This window comes from Selenomonas sp. (assembly GCF_052169755.1).
In the GTDB taxonomy this organism is placed as follows: domain Bacteria; phylum Bacillota; class Negativicutes; order Selenomonadales; family Selenomonadaceae; genus Selenomonas.
On sequence record NZ_JBQNBV010000136.1, the window covers coordinates 1 to 5131 of the forward strand.

Sequence of the window (5131 nt, forward strand, 5' to 3'; positions counted from 1 at the left end):
TTGGAAACGTAGACGGGCGCCGCCGCCACGGCGTTCTGCGTGAAGACGCCCGCGACGGCAGCCTCCTCTTCCGAGTAGATCACGGCGACGTCGAGGTTGCCGCTCTTCTTAATGCCGGCCTTGACGCCCGCCGCCTTGAATCCCTTGGGAAATGTCACGCCTCTTTTTGCTGCTGTATCGGAAAACATCTGTAATCCCCCCTGCATTACGGATAAACTGCGATATGATCCAGCCCGAGCTTCTCATCGAAGCCGCAGGCGATGTTGAAGTTCTGCACGGCTTGTCCCGCCGCCCCCTTGACGAGATTGTCGATGGCGGAGAGGACAACGACGCGACGCGTCCGCTCGTCGATGTGCCAGCCGATGTCGCAGAAGTTCGAGCCGCGCACGTCCTTCGTCGCCGGATAGCCGCCGCGTCCGAGAAGCCGCACGAAGTATTCCTCGCCGTACATCGTTTCGTATGCTGCATCGACCATGTTGGGTTCGATTCCTTCTTTCAGCCGCGCGTAGCATGTCGCGAGAATGCCGCGCGACATGGGTACGAGGTGCGGCGTAAAGGACAGGATGCACGGCTCGCCCGAAAGCTCCGTCATCGCCTGCTCGATCTCAGGCGTATGGCGATGCGTGGCGACGCCGTACGCCTTGAAGCTGTCGTAAAGCTCGGGCAGAAGATTCGCCTGCTTCGCCGAGCGCCCCGCGCCCGATACACCGGACTTCGCGTCGACGACGATGCTCGCCATGTCGACGAGGTGATTCTTGGCGAGAGGTGCGAGCGCGAGGATGCTCGCCGTCGTGTAGCAGCCCGCGTTGCCGATGATCTTCGCGCCGCGAATCGCCGTGCGATTGAGTTCTGCCAGACCGTAGACGCGCTCAGCGTCCTTATGCGTATGTTTGACCTTGTACCACGCTTCATAGACCGACGGATCAGAGAAGCGATAGTCCGCGCCGAGGTCGATGATGCGCGTCTTTTCGCCTTCAAGCGCCTTGCCCGCCGCCATCGCATGACCGTGCGGCAGACCGATGAACACGAAGTCGCTGTCCCTGCCGATGCGCACGATGTCCTTCATGCTTTCGAGAGATTCATCGTAAATGCCGCGAAGATGCGGATAGATGCTCGAAATCTTTTCCCCCGTATGGCTCTCCGACGTGATGTGCACGACGTCCGCCTGCGGGTGCTCGTAAAGAAGCCGCAGAAGCTCCGCCCCCGCGTAGCCCGTAGCTCCGATAATGCTCACTCTCATGTGCTCGACCGCCCCTTCCCGAATTCCTTTGTCGAACGATGTTTATAATTATACATTTTATTGTATAATTATGCAATAGGTTCGGGGACTTTATCTTCTAAACAAATTGTATCATTGCTGTTTTTGCGAAATGTATTCCAAAAAAGGACAGTATAACTTATAATAAGAACTGCATACTATTACGAATCTAAAGGAGGACGCTTTTGCCATCATGAAGAAAATCAAGCGGCTCTTGCGCTTTTCCCTCTTTCTCCTCACCGTTTTCTGTCTCGCCTTCCTCGTTACGGGCAGTGCGGCGATCTTTCGGCCCGCGTTCTTCGACTCCTTGCCGAAGATGCAGGAAGCTCGCCGCCTCATCTTTCTGCGCGATGCGGTCGCTGAGCGCGTACGCCAGCGCGAGCGCTATGTGACGATCGACGAGATGCCTGACTCGCTCCTCGACGCCGTCGTCGCCGTCGAGGACAGCCGCTTCTACTCGCACTGCGGCTTCGATCCCGAAGCGATCGCACGCGCGACGCTCGTCAATCTGCAGTATGGACGCATCGAGGAAGGCGCGAGCACGATCACGCAGCAGCTCGCCAAAAACCTCTTCCTGTCCGACGAGCAGTCCCTCGACCGCAAGCTGGAAGAAGCGCTGCTTTCGCTCGATCTTGAGATGCACTACTCCAAGGATGAAATTCTGGAGCTGTATCTCAACACGATCTACTTCGGCTCAGGCTTCTACGGCATACACGAGGCTTCCGTCGGCTACTTCGGCAGAGAGCCGCACGAGCTCGACCTGCCTGAGACCTCCATGCTCGCAGGCATCCCAAACGCGCCTTCCGTCTATTCGCCCTACGTCGATTTCATGCTTGCAAAGAAGCGGCAGATCGTCGTGCTCGACGCTATGGTGCGCACGGGCTGCATCACCGAATCCGTCGCAGAATCCGCCAAGATCAAACCGCTCTACTTCGCGCATTGATCGACGGCAGGCGCACTCTTCCTCGTCTTGACGAAAAAGAGCATTGCGACGCACTGCAGGAGCCATGCGCTGCCAAGCATCATCAGACCCATGCGGTTGTCCGACAGGAAGTAGCCGCTGACGCTCATGACGGCAGTCACAAGCGCCATCGTCTTGAGCTTCGCCCGCCACGTCATGCCATTGCCGTCGCTGAACGGGACGACGTATTTCTGATACAATTTTGTGGACGCAAACCACCGATGGATACGCTCCGACCCCTTGGCAAAGCAAAACGCCGCCAGAAGATAGAACGGCACCGTCGGCAACAGCGGCAAAACGATGCCCGCCGTGCCCAAGGCGAGGGCAGTCATGCCGACGCCGAGCCAAAGATAGCGCATCAAACGATTCATTGAAATCATCAAAACCTCTTTTCTCCATCATAAAAAAGCGTCCCTCCGCACGGCAGGGACGCTTTTCTTTATTTCTTTCCCTTCGCCTGCTCGTTGGCGGAGCGCTCGAAGTTCTTGTAGAACTGCTCGGACAGAATCTTATACGTTTCTGTATTCGCCTGCTCGCTCTTGTTCGCCACGATCTGATAGGTGTAGAGGAGCTCATTCGTGCCGGCACGATAAACATCGAAGAAGAATACGATACGGCTGTTGTTCGCGACCGTCAGGACGACATAAGCGTCGGCGTCAGCGGCGACATTTTCCTTGTAGATCTTTGCGGCTTGCCGACGATCAAGCGCTTTGATATCGATGCCCGCATTCTTCTGAATGTCGGCGGCAACCATGTCATAGGAAATGACATAGCTTCTTGCCACAGAACTTGCGTCGTACATCGTCGCAAGAAGCTCTTCCTTCGACGGCGCACCCTTTGTCGGCGTGTAGAGCGGCGCGGCAAGCGCGAGACGTTTGACGCTGACGAGATCGGCATCTTCCGGTATCGTGATCTTGTCGGCATTGGCAAAGGCGACCTGCATACCGAATACGGTCAGGCAGATGAAAAGCGCTGCTTGGACAAGTTTCTTCATAATCATTTTCCTCCTCAAAATCACTGCAGGATACCGTGACGGCGCAACGCCTGTTTCAGCGGTTCCAGATGCTCCGGCTCCAGTTCGGAAAGCGGCATACGCAAATGCCCCGTCTTGTAGCCCATGAGACGCATCGCCGTCTTGACGGGAATCGGATTGACCTCGGAGAAGAGTGCCTCGATCAGATCCATGTAGTCGATCTGAATCTTCGCCGCTTCCTCAACCTTACCCTCGAAGTACAGACGGCACATATCGTGCGCAGCTCTTGGCGCGACGTTGGAAAGGACGGAGATGACGCCCTTGCCGCCGACGGAGAGGATCGGCACGATCTCATCGTCGTTTCCCGAATAGACGTTGAGCGCGTCGCCGCAAGCCTTGCGAATGCGCGCCACCGCCGCGAGGTTGCCGCTCGCTTCTTTCGTCGCATTGATGCGCGGATGCTTGGCAAGCTCGGCATAGGTCGAGGGCAGGATGTTGACGCCTGTGCGCGACGGCACGTTGTAGACGATGCTCGGGATATTGACATTGTCAGCGATCTTCAGGAAATGCTTGACAAGGCCGCCCTGCGTACACTTGTTATAGTACGGCGTCACGAGCAGGAGCCCGTCCGCCCCCGCCTTCTCCGCATACTGCGAAAGCTGGATCGCGTACTTCGTATCGTTCGAGCCTGTGCCGGCGATGACGGGGATGCGTCCCCCGACCGTCTCGACGACGAACTTGATAGCTTCTTTGTGCTCGGCATCGCTCATGGCTGCCGCCTCGCCTGTCGTCCCTGTGACGACGATGGCATCCGTGCCGCCCGCGATCTGATCTTCGATGATGCGGCCGAACTCCTCGAAGTTCACGCCATCTTCCGTAAAGGGAGTGATGATGGCGACGCCCGCACCGGTGAAGATTGGTTCTTTCATTCCGAAATCCCCCTTGATGTTATTTCATTTGGAGAGAAACGCCGACGTGTGCAGCATTTCTCTCCATTATGGCATGACGAGGGAAGAAAGTCAATCAGCAGAGCTGCCCAAAGCATGAAGAAGTCCGCCGAAAAGTCCTGCATTTTCCTTCAGCTTCTCTTCATTGCCGAAGACGCAGAGGACATTCTCCTTCATGCAGACGTCGACGACATCTGCCAGAGCGCGGATGTCGTCCTGCCGCGTCGCAAGAATCTCGTCGCGCGACTTCTGGCGGTCGGCTTCCGTCACATGGCGCAGGAAACCGTCCTGCGCGGCAAGCCCCTTGAGCTGCGGCGTGAGCGGCGCGTCAACCGTGCTGATCGTGCCGATGATGAACTTCACCATCTCGCGGTCGGACACGTCGAAACCGCGCAGGTAATCCGCCGTCTTGTCGAATACTTCGAGCGTTTCCCTGAGGTTCGGATCGCGGTACGAACCGAAGAACAGGAAGCCGATGCGATTGAACTGCGTGAACGCGCCGTACGCGCCGCCCTGCACGCGGATCTTCGTCCAGAAGTAGTCGTAGCGCAGGATCGTTTCCAAGACGCTCATACTGCCTGTGTAGGAGAAGCCAAGACGCAGGAAGTTCGCCGCCTTGCCCACATACTGCACGCGGCTCGACGACAGAATCCCCTCGTTCTTCGCACGCACATCGAAATGGTACACCTGCGGCTCTGCCTTCGCCTGCGGCAGGCGGCGGCAGAACTCCGCGGCTTCGGCAGCGAACGAGGCGTATTCCGCCTCAGAAAGCGTCACGCCGATGGTCAGACCGCCCTTTGTAAAGACGAGCGGCAGAAGGCTCGCAAGCGTCTTGGAGAGTTCTTCGAAGCGCTCTGCGAAGTGGTCGGTGAGGTCGGCGAGGAAGCCGTAGTAGGACAGCATTGCCTGCTCGTTGTACGCGCCTGCCGGCGACAGATAGGAGGCGATGCGCACCGCCATGCTGCGCTGCGAGGCGCTCATGACGCGCGCCT

6 protein-coding genes and 1 pseudogene are annotated in these 5131 nt (G+C 57.6%); 1 reads left to right on the plus strand and 6 read right to left on the minus strand.

Annotation, left to right across the window (positions count from 1 at the left end; translation table 11 throughout):
• Together ACTTKG_RS08875 and argC are read right to left on the minus strand one after the other, a co-directional pair.
• Window positions 1-188, minus strand: a 188-nt coding sequence (locus ACTTKG_RS08875; RefSeq protein ID WP_442673854.1) for a bifunctional ornithine acetyltransferase/N-acetylglutamate synthase, incomplete at its 3' end; no start/stop codon positions are given.
• Window positions 189-205: 17 nt separating this feature from the next.
• Complete coding sequence (gene argC / locus ACTTKG_RS08880) at window positions 206-1240, minus strand: N-acetyl-gamma-glutamyl-phosphate reductase (RefSeq protein WP_442673855.1); 1035 nt, start codon at window positions 1238-1240, stop codon at window positions 206-208.
• A 211-nt stretch (window positions 1241-1451) separates the two neighbouring features.
• On the opposite strand from argC, the gene ACTTKG_RS08885 reads away from it, so the two are divergent.
• Entirely contained in the window at window positions 1452-2201 is a 750-nt protein-coding gene (locus ACTTKG_RS08885; protein ID WP_442673856.1) for a transglycosylase domain-containing protein, read from the plus strand.
• On the opposite strand, the gene ACTTKG_RS08890 is transcribed toward ACTTKG_RS08885, so the two are convergent.
• The 4 genes and pseudogenes from ACTTKG_RS08890 to ACTTKG_RS08905 all read right to left on the minus strand — a co-directional run.
• Complete coding sequence (locus tag ACTTKG_RS08890; RefSeq protein WP_442673859.1) at window positions 2186-2599, minus strand: YbaN family protein; 414 nt, start codon at window positions 2597-2599, stop codon at window positions 2186-2188. The genes ACTTKG_RS08885 and ACTTKG_RS08890 overlap by 16 nt on opposite strands.
• A gap of 59 nt (window positions 2600-2658) precedes the next feature.
• Window positions 2659-3213 (minus strand): coenzyme F(420) biosynthesis enzyme, encoded by a 555-nt coding sequence (locus ACTTKG_RS08895; RefSeq protein ID WP_442673857.1) that lies wholly within the window; start codon window positions 3211-3213, stop codon window positions 2659-2661.
• 20 nt (window positions 3214-3233) lie between these two features.
• Window positions 3234-4121 carry a 4-hydroxy-tetrahydrodipicolinate synthase gene (dapA, locus tag ACTTKG_RS08900; RefSeq protein WP_442673858.1) on the minus strand — a complete coding sequence of 296 codons (888 nt, stop codon included), beginning with the start codon at window positions 4119-4121 and terminating at the stop codon, window positions 3234-3236.
• A 90-nt stretch (window positions 4122-4211) separates the two neighbouring features.
• Window positions 4212-5131: pseudogene (locus ACTTKG_RS08905) on the minus strand (insulinase family protein); the annotation flags it as partial.

Coding starts and splice junctions, on each gene's coding strand:
- ACTTKG_RS08890 (WP_442673859.1), bottom strand. CDS start 2,599: ATGATTTCAATGAATCGTTTGATGCGCTATCTTTGGCTCGGCGTCGGC.
- argC (WP_442673855.1), bottom strand. CDS start 1,240: ATGAGAGTGAGCATTATCGGAGCTACGGGCTACGCGGGGGCGGAGCTT.
- ACTTKG_RS08895 (WP_442673857.1), bottom strand. CDS start 3,213: ATGAAGAAACTTGTCCAAGCAGCGCTTTTCATCTGCCTGACCGTATTC.
- ACTTKG_RS08885 (WP_442673856.1), top strand. CDS start 1,452: ATGAAGAAAATCAAGCGGCTCTTGCGCTTTTCCCTCTTTCTCCTCACC.
- dapA (WP_442673858.1), bottom strand. CDS start 4,121: ATGAAAGAACCAATCTTCACCGGTGCGGGCGTCGCCATCATCACTCCC.